Source organism: Pelagibacterium sp. H642 (assembly GCF_031202855.1).
Classification (GTDB): Bacteria; Pseudomonadota; Alphaproteobacteria; order Rhizobiales; family Devosiaceae; genus Pelagibacterium.
The window spans coordinates 1443656-1469715 of sequence record NZ_CP101829.1; the positions used below are offsets into that span (position 1 = coordinate 1443656).

The 26060-nt window shown below is 63.4% G+C and carries 19 protein-coding genes; 14 read left to right on the forward strand and 5 right to left on the reverse strand.

Translation table 11 applies throughout. The annotated features are described in order from the left end of the window. Window positions 1–26 precede the first annotated feature (26 nt). Window positions 27–1034, forward strand: coding sequence for a rhodanese-related sulfurtransferase (locus NO934_RS07100; RefSeq protein ID WP_309163156.1), 1008 nt, complete (start codon window positions 27–29; stop codon window positions 1032–1034). A 3-nt stretch (window positions 1035–1037) separates the two neighbouring features. Here the strand turns inward: NO934_RS07100 and NO934_RS07105 are convergent, their stop codons facing one another. Next, window positions 1038–1529, reverse strand: coding sequence for a MarR family transcriptional regulator (locus NO934_RS07105; RefSeq protein WP_309163157.1), 492 nt, complete (start codon window positions 1527–1529; stop codon window positions 1038–1040). Between the two features lie 296 nt (window positions 1530–1825). Between NO934_RS07105 and ectA the strand changes: the two genes are divergently transcribed. From ectA to NO934_RS07130, 5 genes are all read left to right on the forward strand, one after another. Then, window positions 1826–2386 carry a diaminobutyrate acetyltransferase gene (gene ectA / locus NO934_RS07110; protein WP_309163158.1) on the forward strand — a complete coding sequence of 187 codons (561 nt, stop codon included), beginning with the start codon at window positions 1826–1828 and terminating at the stop codon, window positions 2384–2386. 61 nt (window positions 2387–2447) lie between these two features. Then, a complete protein-coding gene (gene ectB / locus NO934_RS07115) occupies window positions 2448–3728 on the forward strand; it encodes a diaminobutyrate--2-oxoglutarate transaminase (RefSeq protein WP_309163159.1) in 1281 nt (426 codons plus the stop codon). 17 nt (window positions 3729–3745) lie between these two features. Further along, on the forward strand, window positions 3746–4147 hold the full coding sequence (locus tag NO934_RS07120; RefSeq protein ID WP_309163161.1) for an ectoine synthase: 402 nt from the start codon (window positions 3746–3748) through the stop codon (window positions 4145–4147). Between the two features lie 38 nt (window positions 4148–4185). Then, window positions 4186–5112, forward strand: a complete 927-nt coding sequence (gene thpD, locus NO934_RS07125; RefSeq protein ID WP_309163162.1) for an ectoine hydroxylase — start codon at window positions 4186–4188, stop codon at window positions 5110–5112. 57 nt (window positions 5113–5169) lie between these two features. Next, window positions 5170–6618 carry an aspartate kinase gene (locus tag NO934_RS07130; RefSeq protein WP_309163163.1) on the forward strand — a complete coding sequence of 483 codons (1449 nt, stop codon included), beginning with the start codon at window positions 5170–5172 and terminating at the stop codon, window positions 6616–6618. A gap of 121 nt (window positions 6619–6739) precedes the next feature. Here the strand turns inward: NO934_RS07130 and NO934_RS07135 are convergent, their stop codons facing one another. Next, window positions 6740–7411, reverse strand: a complete 672-nt coding sequence (locus NO934_RS07135) for a pseudouridine synthase (RefSeq protein WP_309163165.1) — start codon at window positions 7409–7411, stop codon at window positions 6740–6742. Window positions 7412–7552: 141 nt separating this feature from the next. Here NO934_RS07135 and NO934_RS20640 point away from each other — a divergent pair, with 141 nt between their 5' ends. From NO934_RS20640 to NO934_RS07160, 4 genes are all read left to right on the forward strand, one after another. Continuing rightward, window positions 7553–8449 carry a transglycosylase SLT domain-containing protein gene (locus tag NO934_RS20640; protein ID WP_375143280.1) on the forward strand — a complete coding sequence of 299 codons (897 nt, stop codon included), beginning with the start codon at window positions 7553–7555 and terminating at the stop codon, window positions 8447–8449. A 125-nt stretch (window positions 8450–8574) separates the two neighbouring features. Continuing rightward, window positions 8575–10512, forward strand: a complete 1938-nt coding sequence (locus NO934_RS07150) for an autotransporter assembly complex family protein (protein ID WP_309163169.1) — start codon at window positions 8575–8577, stop codon at window positions 10510–10512. Next, a complete protein-coding gene (locus NO934_RS07155; RefSeq protein ID WP_309163171.1) occupies window positions 10509–14858 on the forward strand; it encodes a translocation/assembly module TamB domain-containing protein in 4350 nt (1449 codons plus the stop codon). Before NO934_RS07150 ends, NO934_RS07155 begins: the two co-directional genes overlap by 4 nt. 358 nt (window positions 14859–15216) lie before the next feature. Next, window positions 15217–16116: a hypothetical protein gene (locus NO934_RS07160; protein ID WP_309163173.1), complete on the forward strand. Its 900-nt coding sequence runs from the start codon at window positions 15217–15219 to the stop codon at window positions 16114–16116. A 60-nt stretch (window positions 16117–16176) separates the two neighbouring features. Here NO934_RS07160 and NO934_RS07165 read toward each other — a convergent pair whose 3' ends face one another. Further along, a complete protein-coding gene (locus NO934_RS07165) occupies window positions 16177–18480 on the reverse strand; it encodes a methyl-accepting chemotaxis protein (RefSeq protein WP_309163177.1) in 2304 nt (767 codons plus the stop codon). Window positions 18481–18667: 187 nt separating this feature from the next. Continuing rightward, complete coding sequence (locus NO934_RS07170; protein ID WP_309163180.1) at window positions 18668–20887, reverse strand: methyl-accepting chemotaxis protein; 2220 nt, start codon at window positions 20885–20887, stop codon at window positions 18668–18670. A 327-nt stretch (window positions 20888–21214) separates the two neighbouring features. Here NO934_RS07170 and NO934_RS07175 point away from each other — a divergent pair, with 327 nt between their 5' ends. Continuing rightward, window positions 21215–23020 (forward strand): metallophosphoesterase family protein, encoded by a 1806-nt coding sequence (locus tag NO934_RS07175; protein ID WP_309163182.1) that lies wholly within the window; start codon window positions 21215–21217, stop codon window positions 23018–23020. Between the two features lie 151 nt (window positions 23021–23171). On the opposite strand, the gene NO934_RS07180 is transcribed toward NO934_RS07175, so the two are convergent. Further along, window positions 23172–24041, reverse strand: coding sequence for a division plane positioning ATPase MipZ (locus NO934_RS07180; RefSeq protein ID WP_309163184.1), 870 nt, complete (start codon window positions 24039–24041; stop codon window positions 23172–23174). A 183-nt stretch (window positions 24042–24224) separates the two neighbouring features. On the opposite strand from NO934_RS07180, the gene NO934_RS07185 reads away from it, so the two are divergent. The 3 genes from NO934_RS07185 to NO934_RS07195 are packed head-to-tail and all read left to right on the forward strand — an operon-like array spanning window position 24225 to window position 26032. Continuing rightward, complete coding sequence (locus NO934_RS07185) at window positions 24225–24728, forward strand: GNAT family N-acetyltransferase (protein ID WP_309163187.1); 504 nt, start codon at window positions 24225–24227, stop codon at window positions 24726–24728. A gap of 41 nt (window positions 24729–24769) precedes the next feature. After that, a complete protein-coding gene (gene sppA / locus NO934_RS07190; protein ID WP_309163188.1) occupies window positions 24770–25693 on the forward strand; it encodes a signal peptide peptidase SppA in 924 nt (307 codons plus the stop codon). A gap of 57 nt (window positions 25694–25750) precedes the next feature. Further along, window positions 25751–26032, forward strand: a complete 282-nt coding sequence (locus NO934_RS07195; protein ID WP_309163190.1) for an integration host factor subunit beta — start codon at window positions 25751–25753, stop codon at window positions 26030–26032. The last annotated feature ends 28 nt before the right edge of the window (window positions 26033–26060 follow it).

Below are 26060 nucleotides of genomic sequence, written 5' to 3' on the forward strand. Positions count from 1 at the left end.
GCGGCGGGAGTGATAGAGGACGCGCCATGACCGAACATGCCTTTACCGTCGTTGCCCTTTATAAATTCGTCGACCAGCCGGACTTTGCCGAACTCAAGGCGCCGCTGGCCGAATTCTGCTGCGCGCGCGGGATCAGGGGCACGCTGCTGCTGGCGCCCGAGGGGATCAACGGGACGGTGGCGGGCAGCGCCCAAGCCATGCGGGAACTGGTCGCCTGGCTGGAAGACGGAAACATCTTTGGCGGGCGGTTCCGGGGAGCGGAGATCAAATATTCCTACGCGGATGCCCAGCCCTTTCACCGCATGAAAGTGCGGCTCAAATCCGAGATCGTGACGCTTCGGGCCCCCGAGGCCAATCCGGGCAAGCAGGTGGGCACCTATGTCGCGCCCGAGGATTGGAACGATCTGATCGCGCAAGAGGATGTGATCGTCATCGATACGCGCAACGATTACGAGGTGGCGCTGGGGACGTTCGCCAATGCGCAGGACCCCAGGACCGCGACGTTCACCGAGTTCAAGGACTATGTGGCCTCCGAACTCGATCCGGCAAAGCACAAGAAGGTGGCCATGTTCTGCACCGGGGGCATCCGGTGCGAGAAGGCTTCATCCTACATGCTCTCGCAGGGGTTCGAGGAGGTGTTTCATTTGAAGGGCGGCATCCTCAACTACCTCGAGAACGTGCCCGAGGATAAGAGCCTCTGGAAGGGAGAGTGCTTTGTCTTCGACGAGCGGGTGGCGGTGGGGCATGGGCTCAGAATCGGGGACGCGCAATTGTGCCGGGCTTGCCGGCAGCCGCTGACGCCCAGTGATCGCGAGCGGCCCGAATTCATCGAGGGCGTGCAGTGCCACCATTGCGCCGGCGAGGAGAATGCCGCAAAGCGCGCCGCGGCGGCGGAACGGCAAAGGCAGATGGAACTGGCGGCGGCGCGGGGCGAAGCGCATCTGGGGGAAGACGCCAAGGCGATCGCCCAAAGGCGGCGGCTGGCCAGCAAAGCCAGGCGCGAGGCCGACAGGGCAAAGAACAAGGCCGGCTGAGGCTCAGGTCTCTTGTTCGAGTCGAGGGGCCAGGACAGGATCGGAGGTGAGGACGGCGGCGGCCTCGTCCTCGGCGCCCAGCATGTCGGCGACGCGTTCGAGCGCTGAAATCAGCATGAGCTGTTCCCATTCGGCGAGTTTCGAGAACGCCGCATGAAACTGCGCATGGGCCCCGTCAGGGGCGATGTCGAGCACCTTGCGGCCCTTGTCGGTGAGGCTCAGCCAGACCTGGCGGCGATCGGCCTCGCCCTTGCGGCGGGCGACCATGCCCAGGGCTTCGAGCTTATGGATCAGCGCGGTCGTGGTGGCCTGGGTGATGCCCATGCGGGCTGCCACCGCCCCGGCGGTGTGCTCGGCGCCATCGTCAAGGAGCTGCAGGAAGACGAGCTGAGAGGGGGTCAAACCCGTCTCGCGCATCAGCGCCTTGGAATTGAGTTCGGTCTTGCGCAGGATCTTGCGCAGCGCCGATAGCGCGGTTTTGGTCGGGGCTTGCACGGCGCGGTCTGGCTCCAGCGATAGGTCGCTTATCCTCTTACCTTCGCTTGCTCCCACTCCCAAGCCTCCTTCAGGCGCGCAGCGACTAAATCATTTCGATTATACTAATTAATTTTAGAATCGGCAACATGGTGTGCGAGCCAATCCATATGTCGCAAAAATATCTTTTACAGCGCTGAAGCGCCCATTAGCTGGGCGCTTGCGCCGGATACACCGTGGTTCGGAACCTCTGCAGCGGTTGACAATTAGTTTGATAAATCTAACTATCTGTCGCGAACGCAACGGAGGCAATCACCATGGAACTCGCCGCAGCGAGCAACACCGATGTGACCGCCGGGCCGCGCGCCGCCGTCACGATTCGCAGCCCCAAGCGCGAAGACGGCGCAGCCGTATGGCAATTGGTGGCCGATACGGCGTCGCTCGACGACAATTCGATGTATTGCAATCTGCTCCAATGCAGCCATTTCGCGTCGACCTGCGCGGTCGCCGAGATGGATGGCGAAATCGTGGGCTGGATTTCGGGCTATATCCCGCCCGAGCACCCCGACACCTATTTCGTCTGGCAGGTGTGCGTGGCTGAAAAGGCGCGCGGACGGGGCCTAGCCAAGCGGCTGATCAATGCCGTGCTGGCAAGGCGCGTGTGCGCAGATGTGCGCCGCATCCAATCGACGATCACCAGCGACAACAAGCCCTCATGGGCGCTGTTCAGCTCGGTGGCCGAAACGCTGGAGGCCGATCTGGCGCGTCAGGCCCATTTCAAGCGCGACACCCATTTCGCCGGCAAGCACGACACCGAATTTCTGGTGACCATCGGACCGTTCGGGCGCGAGGCGCTGCCGGTCCGGTCCGCCGCCTGACATCCCCATGCGCCTTCCGCTGATTCCCAATTCTGCCGTCCCACAAAGGAGACAGGGCACGATGACCGCTACCCATGAAACCTTCGATCGCGTCGAGAGCCAGGTGCGATCCTATTCGCGCAGCTTCCCCAAACTCTTCAACAAGGCCAAAGGCGCGACGATCTTTGGCCATGACGGGCGCGAGTATATCGATTTTCTCGCCGGCTGCTCCTCGCTCAATTACGGGCATAACGACCCTGACATGCAGGCCGCGCTGGTGGACTATGTGACCGCCGACGGCATCACACACGGGCTCGACATGTTCACCCAGGCCAAGGAGCAGTTCCTTGCCGCCTATGAGGAGATCATTCTGAAGCCGCGCGGCATGGACTATAAGCTCATGTTCACCGGCCCCACCGGGGCCAATGCGGTGGAAGCTGCACTCAAGCTGGCCCGCAAAGTGACCGGTCGCACCAATGTCATCGCCTTTACCAATGGCTTTCACGGCATGACGCTGGGCGCGCTGGCCGCGACCGGCAATGCCGGCAAGCGCAATGGCGGGGGCGTCGATCTCAATGGCGTTTATCGCGCTCCGTTCGAGGGCTATTTCGGCCCCGGCGTCGATACCGCCGACATGCTCGAGCAGATGCTGGACGATCCCTCTGGCGGCATCGACACGCCGGCGGCGATCCTTGTCGAGCCGGTGCAGGGCGAAGGCGGTCTCAACGCCGCGTCGGGCGAATGGCTCAAGAAGATTGAGCAGATCGCGCGCAAGCATGGCGCGTTGCTGATCCTTGACGACATCCAGGCCGGGTGCGGTCGGACGGGGACCTTCTTCTCGTTCGAGGAATTCGGGCTTTCCCCCGATATCATCACCCAGGCCAAATCGCTCTCGGGCATGGGCCTGCCCTTCGCTTTGACGCTCATCAAGCCCGAGCACGACATCTGGAAGCCGGCCGAGCACAACGGCACCTTCCGGGGCAACAATCATGCTTTCGTCACCGCCCGGGTGGCGCTCGAAAAGTTCTGGCACACCGAGGCTTTCGCCAATTCGGTCAAGGCCAAGGGCGAGCACCTCAAAACCCGGCTGGGCGCGATCGCCGCCCGCTACGGGCTGAACCTGCGCGGCCGTGGCATGATGATGGGCATCAACACCGAGGATGGGGAAACCGCTTCGGCCATCTGTGCCTGGTGCTTTGAAAAGGGCCTGATCATCGAGACCTCTGGCGGCCATGACGAGGTGGTCAAGGTGCTCTGCCCGCTGACCATCGACATCGCGCTGCTCGACAAGGGGCTCGACATCATCGAGGACGCCTTCGAGGCCGTCCTTGCCAAGGATGACGCTCGCGCTGCCGCCGAATAAAAACAAAGGAGACAACAATGATCGTTCGCGATCTCGAAGAGGCCCGCCAGGGCGACCGACTGATCAAGGCCGACGGCTGGGATTCCACGCGCCTGCTGCTGGCGGGCGATGACATGGGCTTTTCCTTCCACATCACCCGCATCGCGACCGGGACCAGCCACGAGTTCCACTACAAGCACCATTTCGAAAGCGTCTATTGCATTTCGGGCGATGGCGAGATCGAGGAACTCGATACCGGCAAGGTCCACCAGATCAAGCCCGGCGTCATGTACGCGCTCGACAAGAACGACCGCCACCGGCTGACGGCGCGCGAGGAACTGGTCCTTGCCTGCTGCTTCAACCCGCCGGTGACGGGCACCGAAGTGCACCGCGAGGATGGGTCCTACGCCCCGGCTGAAGAGTTCAAGCAGAGCGCCTGAGCCGGAAAATCAAACCGAACCAAGGAGTAGAGGAAGCAATGACACTCTCTGCAGTTCACGACCGATCTGACATCTATCCCACCCGCCAGGCGCAGGAAGCCTGGCTCGAACGCAAGGACCCGGTGTTCTGGGGGCAATGGAGCCCGCAGGCGCCACTGACGCGCGCCCAGACCGAGGAATTCGACAAGAACGGCTTTCTGATCCTCAAGAACGTCTTTTCCCCCGCCGAGGTGGCAAAGCTTCAGGAGGAATCGCGGCGCCTGCGCTCGGGCGAAGCGCAGCTCGCATCCGACAATGTGGTGACCGAGCCCGGTTCGGACGCGGTGCGCACCATTTTCCGGCTCGAGGACGAAAGCGCGCTCTTTAACCGCATGGCGCGAGACGAGCGGATCGCGGGGAAGGTGAAATTCCTGCTCGATGACGATCTCTACCTTCACCAGAGCCGATTGAACTACAAGCCCGGTTTTACCGGCAAGGAATTTTACTGGCACTCGGATTTCGAGACCTGGCACGCCGAGGACGGCATGCCGCGCATGCGCGCGATTTCCGCATCGGTGCTTCTGACCGACAATGACGCGCTCAACGGCCCGCTGATGCTGATGCCCGGATCGCACAAGCATTATGTGTCCTGCGCCGGGGAGACGCCGGAGGACAACCACAAATCCTCGCTCAAAAAGCAGGAGATCGGGGTTCCGAGCCCGGAAGCGCTGACCGAATTGGCCCAGAAATTCGGCATTGAATATGCCTCGGGCAAGGCCGGAACGGTGATCCTTTTCGAATGCAACACCATGCATGGCTCGAACGGGAACATCACGCCCTTCCCGCGCTCGAACGCGTTCTTCGTTTACAACGCCTGGTCGAACAAGGTCGAAGAGCCCTTCGCTGCCCCGAAGCCCCGCCCGGCCTTTCTGTCGAGCCGCGATCCGCAAGGGCCGATCGAGATCGTTTCCGGCCCCATCCAATAAAACACTTCTCCGGGCCCATCGGCCCGGAGCCGACCCCGACACAATCGGAGGCATCAATTGACGACACAACATCCTCACACCGTCGAAAAGATCGGCGGCACGTCCATGTCGCGCAGCCACGAACTGCTCGACACCGTGCTCATTGGCAACCGGACGGGCGACGCGCTCTACAACCGCGTCTTTGTCGTTTCCGCTTATGGCGGAATGACCGACGCGCTGCTCGAGCACAAGAAATCGGGGGAGCCTGGCGTCTATGCCCTGTTTGCCAGCGCCGAGAGCGGCTGGCAGTGGGGTGATGCCCTGTCGGCGGTGGCTGCGAAGATGGTCGAAAAGAACGCCGAGATCTTTGCCGATCCGGCGCGGCGGGAGGAAGCCGACAGCTTCATCCGCGAGCGGATCGAGGGCGTGCGGTCCTGTCTCATCGATCTGTCGCGGCTGTGTTCGTTCGGGCATTTCCAACTCGAAGCGCATCTTTTGACGGTGCGCGAAATGCTCTCGGCGCTGGGCGAGGCGCAATCGGCGTTCAACACGGCGCTGCTGCTCAACCAGCACGGGGTCAATGCGCGGTTCGTGGACCTGACCGGCTGGCGGCAGGACGGTGCCTTGCCGCTGGACGACCATATCGCGCGCCAGTTCGAGGGGATCGACCTTGGCCGCGAACTGCCCATCGTCACCGGCTATGCCCAATGTGCCGAACAGCTCATGAAGACCTATGACCGGGGGTATTCGGAGGTGACCCTGTCGCGGGTGGCAGTGGTGACCGGCGCGGCCGAGGCGATCATCCACAAGGAATTTCACCTCTCCTCGGCCGACCCCAAGCTCGTGGGCGCCGATAAGGTGCAGGTAATCGGGGAGACCAATTACGATGTCGCCGACCAGCTCTCCAATATGGGAATGGAGGCGATCCATCCGCGGGCGGCGAAATCGCTGCGCCAGGCGGGCATTCCGCTGCGGGTGACCAATGCGTTCGAGCCCGACCATCCGGGGACGGTGATCATGAGCGACCTTGCGCCCAAGATGCCGGGGGCAGAGATCGTGACCGGTCTCAAGGGCGTGTTCGCGCTCGAATTCTACGACCAGGACATGGTGGGGGTTAAGGGGTATGACGCCAAGATCCTCGAGGCACTGACCCGGCACAAGGTGTGGATCATCTCGAAAACCTCGAACGCCAACACCATCACCCATTATCTCAAGGGCTCGATGAAGGCGATCAAGCGGGTGGAGACCGACCTTACCGAGGCCTTTCCCACGGCGACGATGACGCTGCGCAAGCTGGCCATGGTTTCGGCGATCGGGCGCGATCTGTCGGGCTGCCGCATCCTGCCGCGCGCGATCGCGGCGCTCGACGAGGCGGGAATCGAGCCGGTGGGGATCACCGACATGGTGCGCAAGGTGGACCTGCAGGTGATGGTGGAAGAGGACGATTTCGACGCGGCGGTGATCGCCCTGCACAAGGGGCTGGTGGAAGCGCCCGAGGCGCGGGCCGAAGTCAGGCGCGCGGCTTAGAGCATTTCCGCTTTTCTCCGAATCGCTTCAATGCTCTAAGTCCTTGTTTTGTCGCGTGTCCGAACCGCGAAACCGTTTCCATCCCCGGCCAAGCCGGGGACATGCTTTTGCTGGACACGCTCTAAAAGGGCGGATCGGAGCGAAACACGACCGGCGCGCCGCCGCGCGGGTGGCGGAAGCCTAGTTCGGCGGCGTGGAGTTGCAGCCGGTCGGCTGCGGCCAGCGCCTGGCCGGTGGCGTAGAATTGGTCGCCAAGGATCGGGTGGCCGATTTCTTTCATGTGCGCGCGCAGTTGATGCGTGCGGCCGGTGATGGGGGTGAGCGCGACTCGTGTCACCCCGTTTTCGCGGCCAATCACCCGCCAGCGGCTCTGGGCCGGACGGCCGCGTTCGTAATTGACCTCCTGGCGGGGCTTGTTCTCCCAATCGGTGGCGAGAGGTAGATCGACAAGACCTTCCTCCTCGGCGATTTCGCCCCAGACGCGGGCGATATAGAGCTTGGTGGTCTGGCGATATTCGAACTGCTTGCCGATATGGCCATGCGCCGCCTTGTGCTTGGCCATGACAATGATGCCCGAGGTGTCCTTGTCGAGCCGATGGATGGTTCCGGCGCCGGGGAAGCGTTCCAGGGCACGGGACTGCAGGCTGTCGAAAAGCGCGGGATCCTTGCCCGGAACGCTCAGCAAACCCGAGGGCTTGTTGAACACCACGATGTCCTCATCCTCATGGATGATGTCGAGCCAGGGCTCGCGCGGCGGGTCGTAGTCGTAGGTCTTGGGCATGGGTTCGAGCATGGGCGGTGCTGTACCAGCATTCGGGCGGCCAGGAAAGTTTGCGCTCTGCCATGCTCTGGCCCCTATTTTGCCACAAGCGCTCCCATTATTGTGAGGGGTGTGCTAGGCGCACGTCAGGGTCAACGTCTCTTTCCGGGTCTCATGCTTGCAAAACGGCTGATCGCGCTGTTTGCCGCACTCATTATCGGGTGTTCGGTTTCCCCTGCCCAGGCCCAGAGCCATACCCGCGAGCAGATCGAAGTTCTCGCCCAGTATTATGCGCAATATTACGGAGTGCCGCTGGAGCTGGTGCGGCGGGTGATCAACCGCGAAAGCACGTTCAACCCTTCGGCCCGCAACGGCCCCTATTACGGGCTGATGCAGATCCTGCCGGCCACCGCCCGTACCATGGGGTTCAGGGGCGAGCCGTCCGACCTGCTCAATGCGGAAACCAACCTGATCTACGCCGTCAAATATCTGCGCGGCGCCTGGATGCTGGCCAATGGCAGCCATGACCGGGCGGTGCAGCTTTATGCCAAGGGCTATTATTACGAAGCCAAGGCGGCCGGGCTGCTCGAGGAAACCGGATTGCGTCCCGGACCGGCAACGCCGGCCACTCCTGCCCCGCCGCAATTTGCAGCGCCCGTTGTCGCCGCGGTAACGCCCGCTCCGGCAGAGGCGGCGCCGGCTGCAGATCCGATCCAGGTGGCCGCGATCGAGGAGGAGGCGACCATCGCCCCGCTCGGCTTCCTGCCGCCGGCCCGTCCGATGGGACTTGAAGCACCAGAGGACGTCTCGTCCGAGGCCAACGAGGCGCTGGTCGCGATTGCCGCTGCCGAAGCGCCACCGGCCCTGCCCGTCCGTCCGGACGTTGCCGCCGAGCCCGAAGATGCCGCGCCGCAAATGGCCGAGGCACAGGAGCCGTCCGAGACCGATGAACCGGTGGCTGTCGCTGCAGCCTCGCCCGAGGGGGAGATCATCGATGAGCTCCGTCCGTCCGTGGATCTGGTGGCCAGCACTTTCGCACTGCTCGATTCGACCGCTTCTGCCCAACGCTGACCGTGCCCTGACTGCGACAATGCAGCCACAATCGAACCACAAATCCGTCCGCCGGGGTTTTCATTAGGGACCGGTGTGCTAGGCTTTGGTTCAAATTGGAGCTTTTTGGGCTCCGGCCCGACGGAATGGATAGTGTGGATTGCGTACCAGCCGTGAAAGCCATCAAACGCCATAGTCTTGTTGCTCTGTTTGTTGCCAGTACCACGCTGGCTGGCCCCGCGCAGGGGTTCGAGCTGTTCGGCATCCAGTTCTTCGGCTCGGAGGCTGAGGACGCTGCCGATGCGGTGATCGCCGATCCGCGCACCTATACGCTGACCTTCGAAACCGGTGCCGAGGGCGAAGTCGACGGGGCGTTGCGGGGCGCCTCGAACCTTTGGGGCGACCGCGATGAGCCAGCTTCGGGCGTTGCGGGGCTTTTGGCCAAGGCACGGGGCGATTATGCGCGCATGACCGGCGCGCTCTACAATCTTGGCTATTATGGCGGGGCGATCTCGATCCTGGTGGGCGGGCGCGAAGCCTCGTCCATTCCGCCCGATGCAACGCTGCCCGAGCCGGTCGATATCGTCGTCACTGTCAATCCGGGGCCGCAATTTACCTTCGGTGCCCTGCGCATCGCCAATCGCGCGCCCGGCCCGGTGCCGCCCCATGACGAGGCCGAGCCGCCCGAAGAGATCGGGTTCGTGACCGGAGGGGTGGCGCGCGCCACGATCGTGGCCCAGGCCGAGCAGCGGCTGGTCGAGGCCTGGCGCCAGCTGGGCTATCCCAAGGCGGCGATCGCATCGCGCGATGTCGTCGCCGATCATCCCAGCCGCACGCTGGAGGTTTCGATCACCGTCGATCCGGGCGCTTATGCCGCCGTCGGGCCGATCGGTGTGCAGGGGACCGAACGCATGGACCCCGAATTCATAGTGCGCCAGACCGGATTGGTGCCGGGCGCGGAAACCGATCCGGACGATCTCGATCTCGCCCGCGAACGGTTGACCCGGCTGGGCGTGTTCCGCTCGCTGCGGATCGAGGCGGCCGAAGCGGTGCCCGCCAGCGGGTTGCTGCCCTATCAGATCATCGTCCAGGAGCAGGCGCTGCGCCGCTTCGGCATCGGCGCCAGCTATGGCACGCTCGACGGGCTGGGTGTCGAGGGCTACTGGCTGCACCGCAATCTTTTCGGCCAGGCGGAGCGGTTGCGGCTCGACGCGCGGGTGGCGGGGATAAGCTGGCCGATCGAAACCGAAGAGTTCGATTACGCGTTCGGCGGCACCTTCACCAAGCCGGGAATCTTTACGCCCGATACCGATCTTGTCGCTTCGATCAGCGCCGATCGCTCGGTGCTGCCGCTCTATACGGAAAATTCGGTGCAGGGCCGGGTGGGGATCGAACAGCTCTTTACCGATACCATATCGGGGGGCGTGGGCGTCCAGTTCCAGCATTCCTATTTCGAGGATGACGAAACATTCGGGAATCGGACATTCACCACCGCCGGGCTTTACGGACGCGGCGTGTTCGACAGCCGCGATTCCGATCTCGACCCCACCGAGGGCTTTTATATCGAGGGGACGATCGATCCGCTCTATGAGTTCGAATACGAAAACACCCTGGTGCGCGCAACGCTGGAGGGACGCACCTATTTCGGGTTCGGGGAGGACGACAACATCGTGCTCGCCGCCCGTGTGCGCGCCGGGGCCCTGGCCGGCCCGTCGCTCTCGGAAATCCCGCCCGACCTGTTGTTCTTTGCCGGCGGCGGGGGTTCGGTGCGCGGCTATGCCTATCGCTCGATCGGAGTCGATGACGGCATGGGCAATGTCACGGGCGGGCGCTACCTGCTCGAAGGTTCGCTCGAGGCGCGGATGCGGTTCAACGACCAGTTCGGGGGCGTGGCTTTCCTCGACGGCGGCTATGTGGCCGCCGATACCTTCCCCGACCTCGAAGAACTCAAGCTCGGCGCCGGTGTGGGCATCCGCTATTACACGGCGCTGGGGCCACTGCGGCTCGATCTGGCACTTCCGCTGAACAAGGGCGAGGATGACCCCGATTACGCGCTTTATGTGGGGATAGGACAATCGTTTTGAGGCGTCTAGCAGCCATCGCCATAACGCTTTTCGCACTCGCCGTGCCCCAGCTTGCCCTTGGGCAGGAGCCGGCCGAGGGCGAGAGCCTGATGGACGTTCTGGCGCGCGCCACCCAGCTCAACGAATCCGAGCAGCGCTCGTTTCTGGTCCAGTTCGTCGAGGACCGCATTTCCACCCCGGACCGGCAAATCCGCCTCAACGGCATCAATGGGGCGCTTTCATCCAATGCCTCGATCGACCAGATTACCATTTCGGACACCGAGGGCATCTGGCTGATCATCGAAAACGCGGCACTGACCTGGGATCAAGGGGCGCTGGTGTTCGGACGGCTGGAAATCCAGTCGCTTTCGGCCGACTCCATTGCCTACATCCGCAATCCCGTTTCCACCGAAGAGCCGGCGGCACCCTCGCCGGAAGCCGGGGGCTTTTCGGTTCCGGAATTTCCCGTGGCAGTCATCCTCGAGAGCCTTTCCATTCCCTCGGTGCGGTTCGGGGAACAGGTGTTCGGGCTGGGGTCGGAAATATCATTGGCCGGGGCCATGACGCTGGAAGGCGGCGCGATCGACGCCCAGCTCGATATCGAACGCCGCGACGGGCCGGGCGGATCGCTCGATCTGGACCTACAATATGCCAACGAGAGCCGGGAAATCGATCTCGGGCTGAACCTTATAGAGCCGGAAAACGGCATCATTGCCAATTTGCTCAACATCCAAGGGCGTCCCGAGATCGCATTGGGATTGACCGGGGCCGGACAGATCGAGAACCTCGATGTCGAACTGACGTTCGATGCGGACGGAAATCGCATTCTTTCGGGCACGGGAACGCTCGACCAGGGCACCGAAGGGCTGATGATAGCAGCCGACCTGCAAGGCCCGCTCGCCGACATCCTGCCCGCCGTCTATAGCGACTTTTTCGGGACCAATACGGCGCTCTCGCTCAACGCCCTGTTGCGGGACGCGGGCGGGTTCGAAATTTCCGACCTGTCGCTCACCGGTGGCTCGCTTTCGCTGTTCGCCAATGCGGCGACCACCCAGGACGGGTTCTTGAACCGGCTCGATATCAGCGGCCAGATCGACAATGCCGATGAGGCAAAGGTCGTGCTTCCGGTGCCCGGCGCCTCGACGCGACTCGAGAGCGCGCATTTCAATGTCGACTACGGCACCGACGGCTCTGAGGATTGGGCAGGGCAATTGGAAATCCTCGGCTTTGAAACCCCCGATTTTGGTGCCGACAGTCTGGTGCTCAACGCTTCGGGGGTGGCTGCCGATCTCGAAGATCCCGCCAACCGCCGCGTCACCTTCAATGGCGACGGCATGCTCGACGGCGTCGTTTCCTCGTCCGAAGAGATTTCCCAGGCGCTGGGATTCTCGATGAGCCTCGGCATTGCCGGGCTGTGGGAAGCGGGCCAGCCGATTACGCTGGCGCAACTGATCCTTGCCGCCGAGGCGCTGGACCTCGAGATGGCCGGACAGATCGCCGATGCGGTCTTTACGGGAGATATCAACCTCTCCACCCAATCGATCGCGCCGTTCTCCGGCCTTGCCGGGCGCGAGCTTTCCGGCGCGGTGATGCTGGCGGCCAATGGCACGCTCTCCCCGCTGATCGGCGGGTTCGATCTGACGCTGGACGGCACCGGCACCGATCTGGCCGTCGACGACCCGGTGGCCGATAACCTTCTCGAAGGCACCGTCGATTTGTCCGGGCGCATCGCACGGTCCGAGGCGGGACTGGAAGCGCGCGATTTCCGCATCGCCAACGATCAGGTCGAACTGGTGGCCGACGGCACCTATGCCACAGGCGAGGCCGATTTCACCTTCGAAGCCGCGCTGGCCGATCTGGCGCTCATCGATCCCGAGGCCAGCGGACGGCTGGTGGTGACCGGCACGGCGCAAGGCAGCGAAGGGACGATCGCGCTGGTTGCCGATGCCGATATCGCCGAGGGCATGCTGGCGGGCCGCACGCTGCGCAATGCCAATATCGGGTTTGACGGCATATCGAATGAAGACGGGCTTGTGGGAACGCTTGCCGGATCCGCCTCGCTCGATGGGTTCAATATCACGCTTTCGAGCGGGATCGACAATTCGGCCGAAAGGCTGCTGCTCTCCGACATTGCCTTTGAGGCGCCCGGCACCACGCTAAGCGGCGATCTCACGCGCTATGCCGATGGACCGCTCGAAGGCCGGCTGACCCTGGATGCCCCCAATATCGAAACCGCCGCAGCCCTGGCGCTTGTCGAGGCGAGCGGATCTGCCGATGCCGATATCGTCCTCACGCGGGCGGCCGAAACGCAAGAGGCGGAAATCACCGCCGCGCTCGAGGGGATCGTGTTCGGCGACATTTCGGTGGGCGATGCCGATGCCCGCGCGGTGGTGGCCGATCTGTTCGGGGTGCCGGTGATCGACGGGTCGGTTACGGGCAGTCAAATCGTTGCCGCGGGCACGACGGTGGAAACGCTCGATCTTACGGCCTCTTCCAGCGGCGCGATCACGCGATTTTCCGGCAGCGCGGCGCTCAATGGGGGCACCGGGGTCAATCTTGCCGGCTTGCTGGAGCCGATCGAAGACGGCTATCGGGTGGCGCTCGACAGCTTCCGGCTGGCGCAGGGAGAGCTTTCCGCTTCCCTTGCCCAGCCAGCCGAATTGACCGTGGCCGGGGAGGCGGTCTCGTTCTCGGGGATCGAGCTGGCCGTGGGATCGGGACGGATTTCGGCCACCGGCAGCGCGGGACAAACGCTCGATATCGATCTCGTCATCAATGCCCTGCCGCTCAATATCGCCAACACGGTCGTGCCCGATCTGGGGCTGGCGGGCACCGTTTCGGGCAATGCGCAGATCTCGGGCGAAGCCACCGCCCCCAATGCCAGCTTCACGATTGACGCAAGCGGTATCAATGCCAACGCGATCGCCGACTATGGCATCGCGCCGCTGTCGCTTTCGGCGCGGGGCCGGTTTGCCGACGGAACGGTAACCCTGGCCCAGGTGCGGGCAGCGGGCTCGGGCGGGCTCAACGCGACCGCGCAGGGAACGATCCCGCTGTCGGGGTCCGGGCTCAATATTGCCATCGACGGCTCGGCGCCGCTTTCGCTGGCCAATCGGTTCGTCGCCGACCGGGGCGCGCAGGTTTCGGGTAACGCGACATTCAACGCGCGGGTGACCGGGCGGCTCGACAATCCGCAATTTGGTGGCACGGTTTCCGTGGCCAATGGCGAATATATCGATCCGGGCCTGGCGCTGCGGCTGGTGGGGATCACCGGCAGCGCGACGCTTTCGGCGGAGAGGGCGACGATCAATTCGCTCACCGCCGATCTGGCGACCGGCGGGTCGGTTTCGGCATCCGGCTATGTGGGGCTCGATGCGGGGCTCACCTCGGACATCGGCATCACCTTCAACGAGGCGCGCTATGCCGATGGCTATCTGGTGGTGGCGACGCTCAACGGCGCCATCCGGCTTTCCGGACCCATCGCCAATGGCGGCACGCTGGGGGGCAATATCGACATCGAGCGTGCCGACATTACAGTTCCCGACGGGTTCGGCGGCGCGGTGGGTGTCATAGACGTCGATCATGTGCGGCCCCCCTCCCCTGTCGCGGCGACGCTGGCGCGGGCGCGGATCGATCAGCGCGCCTCGAGCGCGGGAACGCCAACGAGGCCGCTCGCCCTCAACCTCACCATTTCGGCGCCCAACCAGGTGTTTATCCGCGGACGCGGGCTCGATGCGGAAGTGGGCGGCGCGGTGCAGCTTGGCGGCACCATTGCCGACATCCAGCCGGTTGGCGGGCTGGAGCTGATCCGGGGCCGGCTCTCCATTTTGGGTCAGCGCATCGATTTCGACGAAGGTTCGGTGACCCTGATCGGGGACATGGACCCCTTCATCAATCTCGTCGCCCGCACCGAGGGCAACGACATCACGGTGATCGTCACCGTCTCGGGCCGGGCGTCGGCCCCTGAAGTGACCTTCACCTCCGATCCCATGCTGCCCCAGGACGAAGTGCTCTCGCGCCTGATCTTCGATCGCAGCGTGGGCGATCTGTCGCCTCTCCAGCTCGCCCAACTCGCCGCAGCCGCCGCTGAACTGGCGGGCGGGGGCAGCGGATCGGGGTCGCTGCTCGGTTCGCTGCGCGAGGCGGCGGGGCTCGACGATCTCGACATCGTCACCGATGAGGAGGGCAATGCGGCGGTGCGCGCCGGGGCCTATATTGACGATAACATCTATCTTGGCGTCGAAACCGGCACCGAAGAGACCCGGGTGACCATCGACCTGGAAGTCACCGAACAGCTACGCGCCCGCGCATCCACCAGTACCAACGGCAATTCCGGGCTGGGCGTCTTTTACGAGCAGGATTACTGAGCGCTACCCGCTCCGTGCCCGTTGGAACTTTCGGGCTTTGCCGAACCTTATCCTAGCACTCGGTCAAGACGCCGCGTGGCGGCGGAAGGATAGGTTCATGTTCAAGGGCTTACTGCTCTGGATGATCGGCATTCCGCTGCCGCTCGTCATTTTATTGCTGATTTTCGTGCTCTGACCGCCCCAGCGCGTCGGACCGCTGTTTCCATCCACAAGAGACGCCCCTTGCCTGGCCCGGCCGCGGGGCAGATACGGAGAATTCGAAATGAACGCCATCATCTATCTCGTCGGTCTGGTCGTTATCGTCATGGCCATCCTTTCGTTCATCGGGCTGGCTTGAGCCAGACGGGGGGAAAAAACCATGACAACAGTAACTCCCGTCGAGCCCGCCGCCGCTCAGGAAACTTCCTCCTATGTCGACTGGCCGGCCATTGTGGCCGGTGGCGTCGTGGCCGCCGCCATTTCACTGGTGCTTCTCGCCTTCGGCTCGGCCGTGGGACTCTCGCTCACCGATCCGTTCGGGCGTGAGGGCGTCTCGCTGTTCTGGATCGCGGTGGCCATGGCCATCTGGGTGGTCTGGGTGCAGGTGTCTTCGCTGATGATCGGCGGCTATCTCACCGGGCGGATGCGAAAGCGCAATTATGACGCCACCGAAGAGGAATCCGATATCCGCGACGGTTTCCATGGCCTCCTGGTCTGGGCAACTGCCGTTGTCATCACCGCCATTCTAGCACTGGGCGGCCTGGGAACCTTGGTCAACAGCGTGGGTGCGGCGGCAGGCGGGATCGCCCAGGGCGCAGGTGCCGCCGCTGGGGGCGCGGTTACCGAAGCCGCCGAGGACGCGCCGTTCCAGTCGAGCATCGATCGGCTGCTGCGGACACCCACGACGACCGAGGGCGACGCTGCCGCAACGCGGGATGAAGTGGGCCGTATCTTGGTCGAGGGTGTGACCGGCGAAGGTATTGCCGAGGACGACAGGGCCTATCTCGCCCAGCTCGTCGCGGCCCGCACCGATATGAGCCAGGAAGAGGCACAGTCACGGGTGGACGAAGTCATCGCCCAGGCGCAAGCTATCCAGGACGATATCGTTGCAGCCGCCGAACAGGCCCGCCGTGTGGCCATTTTGGGTGCGTTCCTCACCGCGGCATCTCTAGCGGTCGGCGCGGCAGGCGCCTGGTTTGCCGCCGTGGCCGGAGGCAATCATCGCGACACCCATACGGTGACTGCGTTCTTTGCCCGCCGCCGTCCGCCGGTGGTCTAGGCAAACGACAAGCAGAAAAGCCCCGCTCGAGCGGGGCTTTTTGCATTTTATGGATGCGCGCTAGACGGCTTTACGCGCAAGCCCGTCACCGAAATCGGCGGCGGTTCCATCCTCGAGGGCTTCATCCTCCTCCCATTGAAGGCTGTCTTCGCGCTCAAAGGCATCAAGAGTGAAGCTCGCGATGATGCCGTCGAGCGTTGTGACCTGTCCCTCGGTCTGCTCGATCGCCGCATTGGTTTCTTCCACCAGGGCGGCGTTGTGCTGGGTCATCTCATCGAGCTGGCGCACGGCGGACGAGACCTCGGAGATGGCCGAGGCCTGTTCCTGGCTCGCTGACGAAATCGTCTGCATGATCGCCGCGTTTTCAATCACCGCATCGCGGATTTCGCGCAGGGTTTCGGCAGCCTGGGAGACGAGCCTGGTGCCGCCGCCAACTTCGCTGGCGCTCTGTTCAATCAGCGCCTTGACCTCCGAGGAGGCCTCGGCCGCGCTTTGGGCGAGGCGGCGGACTTCGACGGCAACGACGGCAAAGCCCTTGCCCGCTTCTCCGGCCCGGGCCGCTTCCACCGAAGCGTTGAGGGCCAGAAGATTGGTCTGGAAGGCGATGTCGTCGATCATCTTGATGATGTCGGAAACCTTGGCCGACGAGGTGGTGATCCGCTCCATTGCGGCATTGGCCTTTTCCATCACCGCACCGCCCCTATCGGCGAGACCAGTGGCGGCGCGGGTCTTGGCCAGCGCATCCTCGGCCTTCCTGGCGTTGTCGGAGACGGTTGCGGCGAGCTGTTCCATGGCGGCCGAGGTTTCCTCGACCGTCGCGGCCTGGCGCGTAGTGCGCTCGGAAAGGTCATTGGCGCCCGAGAGGATCTCGCCGGTCGCCTGTTTCAGCGCTTGAGAGGTTTGCTTGAGCCGGCTCACCACATCGGTGAAGGTATCGGCCATCGCGTTGGTATCGGCCTTGAGTTGCGCGAAAGCACCCTCATAGTCCCCATCGACCCGCAAGGAGAGATCGGCGGCGGCCATGGCGGAAAGCACCTGGCCGGTTTCGGTGAGGCCGCGATCCACGGTTTCCATGACCAGATCGACGCTGCGGGCAAAGCTTGCCAGTTCGGGATCATCATATCGCGTTTCGATGCGGCGGGAGAAATCGCCGGCGACGGCGGCCGATACCACGTCCCGGATGCGCGCCTGGAGATCGGCGCGCAAGCGGTGTTCCTCGGCCTCGCGTTCGGCCGCCCGCGCCTTTTCCGCATCCATGGCGCGCATGGCGCGACTGTTGTCGCGGAAGACGGCGAGGGCCTCGATCATCTGCCCGACTTCATGACGCTGCCGGTTATCGAGCTCGAGGTCGAGATCGCCATCGGCAAGCTGGCGCATGCGATCCGCGATCGCCTTGATGGTTCCCGAAAGGCCCCGGCCGATAAAAACCGCGAGGGTGGCCCCGAGGATGAGGACGGCAATCCCGGCAATCAGAACGGCATTGAGCGTGGTTCGGGCGAGCGCCTCGCCGGTGGGGCCCAGCGCATCCTGGCGCGCCTGCACCGAGGCGAGCATGGCGCCAAAGGCCTGCTGCATCTGGGGGCCGAGCACATCGAGCTCATCGCTCATCACAGCATTGCGGGCCAAAATCGCTTCGGCGGCGGTGTCGGCATGCGCCATATAGACGTCCAGCGCTTCCATCATGCGATTGGCGGTCGCCTTTTGCGAATTCGAGATCACCGCATCATGGAGGGCCTGCAGATTTTCCCTGGCGAAGCTGGCGTTCTGAGCGGCAAGCTCCAGCCGGGCCGGATCGGCGGTCAAGAGGAACTGCTCGACCTCGAACTGGGTGAGGATGGTGGCCTGTACGCCGAAGCCCGCAGCGCCCGTGGCGTTGAAATTGCCACTCACCGCGCGCAGCGCTGCGGTGGCATCCTCGCGCAGGCCATCGCCGATAGCGCGCAGTTCCACCACGGTCGCGTCAATCTGCGCTTGCACCTCCGTCATGCGGGCAAAGGCCGCCTCATAAGCCTGGGCGGAGACGGCAAAATCCTCGATGGCAGCTTCGGTCTCGGGATCAGCGGTAAACAGCGCCATGGTTTGCGCGTCCTGTGCTTGCAGGCTGGCGATGGCCTGGGCCAGCGACTGGGCTTTTTCCGCCGACGTCTCCAGCCGATAATCGAGATCGGCCAGCCGGGCGGCCGAGAGCTGCTCGACGAAGCCTGAAATCGCAACGGTCTGGCGCGCGGCCACGCGATACTCGGAAAAGGTCTGCGAAACGGCGCTGACGCCGAAATACGCAAATGCGACAATGGCTGCCAGCAGCGCGATCATTGCTCCGAACGAAGCATAGATGCGCTGGGCGACGCTTAGTTTGGACAGCATGAATGCCCCCTCGTCCACCAAGACTTGGAGCAGTAAGCGGCTGGAAAGTTAAGGAACACTCAATTGTCGCACCGCTCGCGCCGAAATACTGACTATTTCGGCGACAAGCGCGAGTGTTGCTTAAAAACGGGGCAACTCAACCGGTCCAACTGGTGAAAATTGCCGGAGTGCATGCAGTTGGGTCAGGTCAGCTGGCGCGGGCCAAAAGCGGTGCGACTTCGAACTCGTCCGTCTCTGCCGGGCTGAGCTGGAAAGATTCGACGATCGCATCGAGATCGCGGGCCTGCGCATCGGTCTGAGCCACAGCCGCGTTGGTTTCTTCAACAAGGGCCGCGTTCTGCTGAGTGATCACATCGAGCTCGCGCACGGCAGCGGAAACCGATTGGATGGCGCCGGCCTGGTCGCGGCTTGCCGCCGACATCTCGGTCATGGTGCCGGCGTTCTCGGTCACCATGGCCATGATGGCGGCAAGGCGTCGAGCCGCTTCGGCCACGAGCTTGGACCCGTCTTCGACTTCCCGGCCCGATTGGGCAATCAACTGCTTGATCTCGTCGCCTGCCTGGGAGGCCGATTGCGCGAGGCGGCGCACCTCGACCGCGACCACGGCAAAGCCCTTGCCCGCTTCGCCGGCTCGCGCCGCCTCGACCGAGGCGTTGAGGGCGAGAAGATTGGTCTGGAAGGCGATGTCGTCGATGAGCTTAACGATCGAAGCAATCTCTTCGGCCGATTTGGTGATCCGGCCCATGGCGTCCGTGGCCTGCAGCATCACGGCCTCGCCTTCGCCCGCCATGGCGGCGGCTGATTCGGCAGAGCCGGCCATGTCCTCGGCTCGGCGGGCGTTGGCGCTCACTGTTGCCGCCAGTTGCTCCATGGAGGCCGCCGTTTCTTCGATGGTGGCGGCCTGGCGGGCAGTGCGCGCCGAAAGATCATGGGCCCCGGAAAGAATGTCCTGGGTCGCCGCCTTCAGCGTTCCCGCGCTCGCCTGCATCTGCGCGACCACCGAGGCGAAGCGCTCGGCAAGAGCGTTGGTGTCGGTCTTAAGTCGATCGAAGGCGCCACGGTAGTGCCCGGTCATGCGGGCCGAAAGATCGTCTGCCGCCAGCGCATTGAGCACGGCGCCGGTTTCCCCGATTCCCCGATCGACGGTTTCAACAAGAGCGTTGACGGAGCCAGCAAGGGCGTCGAGTTCGGCACGGCCGAAATCATGCTCGATACGAGCCGAGAAATCGCCATCGGAAGCGGCAGCGACGACGCGCTGAATGTCGGTCTGCAGCGTCTGGCGCAGGGCGTTGGCTTCGGCCTCGCTGCGGCGGGCGGCCTCCGTCTCGCGGTCCATGGCGCGCATGGCGCGGCCGTTGTCGCGGAAAACGACAAGCGCCTGGGTCATCTGCCGGAACTCGGTTGCCTGGCTAACGAGCGCGATCTCGCTCTCGAGATCGCCGCCGGCAATCCCCTCCATCGCTTCGGCCGTGCGGCGCACCGAATGGGAAATCCAGCGGGCCATGGCGATGGCAAGGCCAGCCGAAAGAACGAGAATTGCGCCGCCCAGAAGAATGGCCAACCATTGCGTGCTTTCAGCCTGCCGCTGCGCCGCCGTTCCAGCCTCCGCCTGCAACGCGGCGGCATCAGCCACCACGGCGGAATAGGCAGTGGCCAGCGCTTCGTCGATCCGATCATGCTCAACCTGATCGGCAGCACGCAGCGAGAAGGCGTCCCGGACGATATCGAGCTGGTCGAGATAGCTTTGGGTTGCCGTGATCGTTTCATCGACGCGGGCTATATCTTCGGTGCGATAAAAGACCGAACGCAGATCGGCAAGGGTGGTGAGGGCCGCCTGGGAGGACTGGGTGGCCTCGGCAAGGCTCATCTCGGCCTGGTCGTCCTCAAGTCCGGTGGCGGCAAGCCGCGCGGTCAGGACATGCTGAATGGCCAGCCCGGAAATGGCGGCGGCGCGCGCGTTGAGATTGGCCGATTGCGAGGTCTGGGCGATCAGTTCGCCCAGCGTTGCGGTTGCGGCCGCACCCAGGCGTTCCATTTCAGCCCGGGCGGCTTGCGCAGTCGCGTCGCGGTCCAGAATTGCCGCCGTCTGCTCGGCATATTGGGCAAAGAGCTCGCCATCTTCACCAGCAAGGTTCTGGCCGGTCTGGAGGACATCGAGAGCCTGCTCGACCGCCACCGCATCTTCCGGCGCGCGGGTGCGGTCATATTGAGCGAAGGCCAGGCGCGCGGTTTCGAGATGATCGAGCACTTCGGTTGCCGTCGTGACTCTTCCGGCCGCTTCGCTGAAGCCTTGCAGGCTGGAGCGCGTCGATTGCATGCCGGTCACCGCAAGAAGCAGCAGACACAGCATAAGTCCGATGATTGCGCCGAAAGCGGCATAGACCCGATTGGCAACGGAACTGCGCATACCCAGCATCAACAAGCCCCTTCTGGCGGCATGACATCAAACTGGGGCTGTGCTCTAGAGGGCGCGGGTTAACGGTAGACAAATTTGAACGTCATTGCATCGTCATAAACAAGCGGGCTTGGCGGCAAAGCAAGGCGTCCGGCGATTTTGCGAAGAATTTGCGAAAAATCAGCGGAAATTTGTGACAAACCGGCGTGCGGATTCGGCAAAACCTTACCCGCAAAACACCAGCCTTTATTCCCGGAAGCGGTTTGGTCTGGCTGCCGTCATGGGCATGTCATTGGCGGCGGTTATGCGACCCTGGCCTTTGCCGACTCGGAGTCTGCCATGAACCATCCACACCGACTGATAGTGCCCGCGACGCTCGCGGCGATCCTCTCGCTCTTGCCCGCCATCGCCCATGCCGATGTCATTGCCGAGACGACCGAAGCGATCAAGGAACGGTTCCTGGAAACGCTCGAACCCCAAGAGATCACCCAGGCCGAGCCCGGCGATTTCGAAGCGCTGCTGACCGATGAGGAACGCGCGCTTTTCGCCCAGGGCTATATCAGCTTCGAGGTGGACGAGCCCGTCACCGTCTATATCTTCCGCGACGCGCGGCTCGATGAAGTGGGCGAGCCCTTCTGGCTCTATGAAGAAGGGTTCGAAAAGACCGAATTTTCCGCCGAGGCCTATCAGCAGGATTTCGACGTCTGGACCCGCGACTATCCCGCCGGCGAGATCGGGCTGGGCGTCCACGCCCTGCGCGTGGTGCGCGAGCATTATTTCATCGGCGTCACCCCGCAGGGTGAGATCGCAGAGGCCGATGTCGCCAACATCGAACCCGACTACCTCGAGGCCGGCGTGCTCGAACAGGGCGCACTCACCTATGTGGACCGCACGGTGACGCTGGATGCGATCTCGCCTGAACTCGAGGGCATGACGCTGGTGCGCACGCCGTCCGATCGGCGCCCGGCCGCCGCCATCTACGGCGCCTTCCACGAAACCGATTATCCCGCGAGCGCGACGCCCGACCAGATTTTCCTCACCATCACCGAGGACCCGCGCGATTCCATCGCCGTCAACTGGCGCACCGACACCAGCGTCACCGAACAGGCCGTGGCTCTGTGGGAAGCCGACGATTACAATTCGCCGAATCGTTCCGAGCCGCGCATCATTGCCGCCGAAACCGTGCTGGTCGAAAGCCCGCGCGTGGTCAACCAGCGGGAAGTCCATCGCCACAGTGCGCTTGTCGAGGATCTCGAGCCCGGCACCCACTATGTCTACGCCGTGGGGTCCGAGGAGGCCGGCTGGTCTTCGGTCGCCGAGTTCGAAACCGCCCGCAATGGCGAACACCCGATGAGCTTCATCTATATCGGCGACGTGCAGGAAGGGTTCCTGCGGTTCGAAAGCGTCATGGACGCCGCCCTGCGCGAGCGCCCCGATGCCGATCTTCTGGTGTTCGGCGGCGATCTGGTGAGCCGTGGCAATGATGCCGATCAGTGGGACGAATTCTTCGCCGCCCTGGGCGATGCCGGCCGCTCGATCCCGCTGGCGACCATTCCGGGCAATCACGAATACCTGCCCGATAACGACCCCTACACCTATCGCAACCTGTTCCGCCTGCCCGACAACGGCCCCGAGGGCATGCCGTCCGGGCTGGCCTATTCATTCGAATTCGGCGGCAACACCTTCGTGATGCTCGACTCCAACGAGTGGAATGGCGAACAGGCCGAATGGCTGCTTGAAGTGCTCGCCGATGCCGATGACGATTTCACCTTCGTCTTCACCCACCACGCCGCCTATACCTCGCGCCCGGGCCGCTATTATGCCGGCGTCACCGAGAACTGGATGCCCATCTGGGAAGAAAGCGGCGTCGTCTCCATGGTCTTCCAAGGTCACGATCACGCCTATACGCGCACCTACCCCATGCTCGATGGGGAAATCTCCGATGCCGACGATGGCGGCATCTATTACGTGCTCTCGAGCGCGGGGGACAAATTCTACGAGATCGAGGACCACGACTATATCGAGTTGGCCGTCGAGGAAACGCAGATGTTCCAGGTGATCGACGTCATGCGCGACGACCGCGTCATCTACCGCGCCTTCGACGTGGATGGCGACGAGCACGACCGCGTGGAAATCGAAAAGTAGGCCGCCGATATACGTAAGGGCCGCCCGCGAAGGCGAGCGGTCTTTCGCTTAGAGCCGTTCAGGATTTGATTGAATCAAATCCTTGGCTCTAACCCTTTGTTTTGTCGCGTGTCCGGACCGCAAAACCGTTTACACTTTTGCTGGACACGCTCTAGGCCGAAAGCTGCGCGGCTTTCGCCGGCTCGTTGTCGGCAACCGGCACCGGCAGCCGCACCGGCAGGCGGAGCGCTGCCACCAGGCTCCGATATTCCTGGCGCGCATTGACGTGCGACATGGACGGTGTCGCCCCCAGCAGCTCGGCTTCGAGCGGATCGAACACCGTCATCCCCAATTTGAACAGCGAGCGGAAAATCACCCGCTCGGCGATCCCATCCGCCACCCGGCAGCCCAGCCGCTCGGCGATCTGTTCCACAGTCTGCTGCACCTCGCTGGCATTGCGCGAACCGAGATTGGAGATGCGGTTGCGCACCAGCACCCAATCGGTCATCTGCCCGGTGCGCTCGAGCCGGTCGGCGCGCGCCGCTTGCACATTGCGCGAATAAGGGCTGGTCTGGATCGGCTCTCCGGTCTTTTCGTCGAACCGCGCCAGCACGTCCAGATCGATCATGGAATCGTTGAGCGGGGTCACCAGCGTATCGGCCATGCCGTGAGCAGCGCGGGTCAGGTTGCAATCGAAACCGGGCGTATCGATGACGATGAAATCCACCTCCTCGCGCAGTCCCGCCAGCGAGCGGTCGAAGATCTCGCGCTCGGCGACCTGGTTCTCGCTGATCGAATCCCCCCAGGCGGTGGGGATATAAAGATGCTTGGGCAGCGGAATGTCGCGCTTGGCTGTATCCACCGTGGCCCGGCGGTTGCGCATATAGCGGGTCAGCGTCTGCTGGCGGCTGTCGACGTCCACCGTCCCCACCCGATAGCCCTGATGCAGCAGATAGACGGCCAGATGCAGCGCCGTGGTCGATTTGCCCGACCCTCCCTTTTCATTGCCCACCGCAATGATGTGCGCGCCAGAGTGCGACATGTCCGCTTCCCCAAATCAGCTTGTAGATACCGGACTCTAACAGGCGCCAACATGGTTAACAGGCTCTTAATCGGCCTTGCTGACGCCGCTGCCGTACCCCGGTTTTCAACAACGCCAACGCCTTGCCTCCGGGGCAGCCCACGGCCATAACGGTCCGAACGTTTCAGAACCTAAAGCCGCGAAATGCACGCCTGGCGCCCGCTCCTTGCCTCCGACCTTCCCGCCGTTTCCGCCATCGCCGAAAAGGTCCACCCCGATTTCCCGGAGGACGATGCCGTCTTTGCCGACCGGCAAGCCATCGCCCCCGCCACCTGCTTTCTCTTCGAAGTCGATAATGCCCCTGCCGGCTACCTTCTCGCCCATCCCTGGCGCCTGGGGCAGGTTCCCGCCCTCAACACCGTGCTGGGAGAAATCCCCGCCCAGCCCGATACGCTCTATATTCATGACCTCGCCCTCCTCCCCGCCGCCCGTGGCACCGGAGCGGGCACGCAAATCGTTGACCGCCTCGCCGGCGCCGCACGATCCTTCGGCGCCATGAGCCTTGTCGCGGTCAATCGCTCCACGCCCTTCTGGACCCGTATGGGGTTTTTCCGCTATGACGATGAGGCGCTCGCGGCCAAGCTCGCGAGCTACGATTCCGACGCGCAATACATGGTTCGCACGAGCGTGTTGGCGAACTCCGTATAGACCCGTCGATCACGCGCACAAACGCTGATCTGGACCCCGATATGGCCATTGTGGACGACCCCGTCGAAACCATCCCGGTAACCCGCTCGCTCCGGCGTTCGCGCGGCCGCTGGCGGATTTTCGCCTTTCTGGCGCTCGCCGCCGCCGTGTTTTTCGCCCTCGCGCGCTACCTGCCGGCGCTCTCGGTTCCCAGCCAAGCCATTGCGCGCATCAGTATTTCCGGCCCCATCACCACAGATCCCGAGCGCTCGGCCATGCTCTCTCGCATGGCCGAGGACGATACGATTTCCGCGGTCATCGTTTCCATCAACAGCCCCGGCGGCACCACGGCGGGCGGCGAGGAACTCTACGAGTCCCTGCGCGAAATTGCCGAGCAAAAACCGCTGGTTAGCACCATAGGCGAGCTCGGCGCGTCGGCCGCCTATATGGGCGCCATCGCCTCTGACCATATCCTCGCCCGCAACCTCTCGATCGTCGGATCGGTCGGGGTTTATTATCAGCATGTGGATGCCGGAAATCTCTTTGATACCATAGGGATAGACCTCGACAAGATCGCCTCGGGCGCCCTTAAGTCGGAGCCCGATTTCGACGAACCCATTACCCCCGAAATCCGCGCCTCCCTCGAAGACCTCGTCGATTCTTCCTTCCAGTACTTTATCGACCTCGTCGCCGAGCGCCGCTCGATGAATAGCCAGCAAATTCAAGCCATTGCCGATGGGCGCATTCTTTCGGGCGTCATGGCGCTCGAAGCCGGCCTGATCGATGAAACGGGCGGAGAACGCGAGGCAATTCAATGGCTTGCCGCCAATCACGAGATCGACCCCGCGCTTCCGCTCATCGATGTCTGGCCACCCCCATCGGGCCCCAACTGGCTCGATCTTATCGTTGCCCGCGCACTTGGTGATATAGGAAAGGGCTTGCCGCTTGACGGGCTTGTCGCGCTTTGGCACCCTCATGGCCCATAAAAACCTCAAGGCGAAAAGCCATTTAGCCAGATTTGCCCCGGGGGGCGTGCGACGAGAATGATCAAGTCCGAACTCATCGAAAAGCTCGCGGCCGAAAATCCGCACCTCTTCCATCGCGATATCGAAAACATCGTCAACGCCATTCTCGACGAGATCGGCGATGCCCTGGCCCGAGGGGATCGGGTGGAATTGCGCGGTTTCGGGGCCTTTTCGGTCAAGAACCGTCCGGCCCGCGTGGGCCGCAACCCCCGCACCGGCGAACAGGTCGACGTTGGCGAAAAATACGTCCCCCAGTTCAAGGCCGGCAAGGAAATCCGCGAGCGGCTGAACGGGGCCTGATCCCGGTTCGGCCAGCCGCAACAGGAAC

Bases quoted from the DNA above. Each gene is read 5' to 3' on its own strand.
- NO934_RS07100 (WP_309163156.1), top strand. From the start codon at position 27: ATGACCGAACATGCCTTTACCGTCGTTGCCCTTTATAAATTCGTCGAC.
- ectA (WP_309163158.1), top strand. From the start codon at position 1,826: ATGGAACTCGCCGCAGCGAGCAACACCGATGTGACCGCCGGGCCGCGC.
- ectB (WP_309163159.1), top strand. From the start codon at position 2,448: ATGACCGCTACCCATGAAACCTTCGATCGCGTCGAGAGCCAGGTGCGA.
- NO934_RS07120 (WP_309163161.1), top strand. From the start codon at position 3,746: ATGATCGTTCGCGATCTCGAAGAGGCCCGCCAGGGCGACCGACTGATC.
- thpD (WP_309163162.1), top strand. From the start codon at position 4,186: ATGACACTCTCTGCAGTTCACGACCGATCTGACATCTATCCCACCCGC.
- NO934_RS07135 (WP_309163165.1), bottom strand. From the start codon at position 7,411: ATGCTCGAACCCATGCCCAAGACCTACGACTACGACCCGCCGCGCGAG.
- NO934_RS20640 (WP_375143280.1), top strand. From the start codon at position 7,553: ATGCTTGCAAAACGGCTGATCGCGCTGTTTGCCGCACTCATTATCGGG.
- NO934_RS07150 (WP_309163169.1), top strand. From the start codon at position 8,575: ATGGATAGTGTGGATTGCGTACCAGCCGTGAAAGCCATCAAACGCCAT.
- NO934_RS07160 (WP_309163173.1), top strand. From the start codon at position 15,217: ATGACAACAGTAACTCCCGTCGAGCCCGCCGCCGCTCAGGAAACTTCC.
- NO934_RS07165 (WP_309163177.1), bottom strand. From the start codon at position 18,480: ATGCTGTCCAAACTAAGCGTCGCCCAGCGCATCTATGCTTCGTTCGGA.
- NO934_RS07170 (WP_309163180.1), bottom strand. From the start codon at position 20,887: ATGCGCAGTTCCGTTGCCAATCGGGTCTATGCCGCTTTCGGCGCAATC.
- NO934_RS07175 (WP_309163182.1), top strand. From the start codon at position 21,215: ATGAACCATCCACACCGACTGATAGTGCCCGCGACGCTCGCGGCGATC.
- NO934_RS07180 (WP_309163184.1), bottom strand. From the start codon at position 24,041: ATGTCGCACTCTGGCGCGCACATCATTGCGGTGGGCAATGAAAAGGGA.
- NO934_RS07185 (WP_309163187.1), top strand. From the start codon at position 24,225: ATGCACGCCTGGCGCCCGCTCCTTGCCTCCGACCTTCCCGCCGTTTCC.
- sppA (WP_309163188.1), top strand. From the start codon at position 24,770: ATGGCCATTGTGGACGACCCCGTCGAAACCATCCCGGTAACCCGCTCG.
- NO934_RS07195 (WP_309163190.1), top strand. From the start codon at position 25,751: ATGATCAAGTCCGAACTCATCGAAAAGCTCGCGGCCGAAAATCCGCAC.